At 32.0% G+C, this 1,405-nt stretch carries 1 protein-coding gene; it reads left to right on the top strand.

All coding sequences use genetic code 11. The annotated features are described in order from the left end of the window. A partial coding sequence (locus tag HY951_15035) for a toprim domain-containing protein (protein MBI5541378.1) occupies nt 1-1,405 on the top strand: 1,405 nt, incomplete at both ends.

The following is a 1,405-nucleotide window of genomic DNA, read 5'->3' as shown; positions in this document are numbered from 1 at the left end:
CTGACAAGAAATTTAAACATATCTGGTTAGGAAAAAAGCCTTCTACCTTTTCTGATCTATTTGGATTAAATCAATTACCAGAACAATCGGATTATATAATAATTGTCGAAGGGTTAAAAGATACTATTACAGCCAATGCACATTGTATTCCAGCTATTGGAATAGATCATGCAGGGACGAAATTAAACAAGAAAGAATTAGAAACACTCCAAAAGAAATATTCACATATAGTATTATGTCTCGATAATGACGAAGCCGGAATAAATGCGAGTAATAAACTTAGTAAGGAATACCATTTACCTCAATTAATATTACCTAAAGAATTATTGGGAGAAAATGGAAAGGATATTTCAGATTATTTTCTTGATAATAATTCAGCAAATGATCTTGAACTGATAATTAAAAAAGCCATTCAACAACATACAGAATTAATTGCAAATTCTGAAAATGATAAGCTAAATCAGGTTCCTGAAATAAAAGATTCTAAAACCTCAAAATTTGAAAAAGTTGAACATCTCATTGACGAGGTCTTTACTTTAAGATATAATGAAGTCTCAAATGATATTGAATACAAGAAGAATGATTCTGAGGATAATTTCACAGTAATGAATGAAAACAATGTATACCGTTTTCTTCAGCACAATCATATTGAATTTTCAATGGCTAAACTTATGGCACTACTTAAATCGGACTTTGTTACTCGTTTCAATCCGTTTAAAAACTATTTTATTAATCTTTCTCCCTGGAATGAAATAAACGATCAGGATTACATTCATAAGCTCACAGAATACATTTCTGTGACAGATCAGGAAAGATTTGCCTTGCACTTTAAAAAAGCTCTTATACGAACTGTTGCTTGTTCAATTGATGATACAGTTATTAATAAGCAAGCTCTTATTCTTGTTCACGAAGAACAAAACAGCGGTAAGTCAACCTTTATTCGCTGGCTTTGTCCTAACATATTGCAACAATACATGGCAGAAAATATATCAACTGACAAAGATAGTTTGATTGCACTTTGTGAAAATTTTATAATCAATATGGACGAACTGGCTACTTTATCAAGAGCTGAAATTAACAGCCTAAAAAGTATGTTTAGTAAAGAGACCATTAAAATACGTAGACCTTACGACAAAAGCCCTACTTCAGCCTCAAGACGTGCCAGTTTCTTTGGATCAACTAATAAAGCAGAATTCTTAACAGATGAAACTGGAAGTGTCCGTTGGCTTTGTTTTGAATTGACAGGTAGAATAAATTGGGATTATAAAAAAGACTTGAGTGTTGACGATATTTGGAGACAAGCATATACTCTTTACAAGCAAGGCTTCAAATACGAGCTTACAGCTGATGAGATAAAGGTAAATGACGAAGCGAATCAACAATATCAAATTACCACTCCTGAAAT

Source organism: Bacteroidia bacterium (assembly GCA_016218155.1).
Lineage (GTDB): Bacteria > Bacteroidota > Bacteroidia > Bacteroidales > GWA2-32-17 > GWA2-32-17.
The sequence above is the reverse complement of the archived record's forward strand: the minus strand, read 5'-3'. Positions and strand labels throughout refer to the sequence as shown.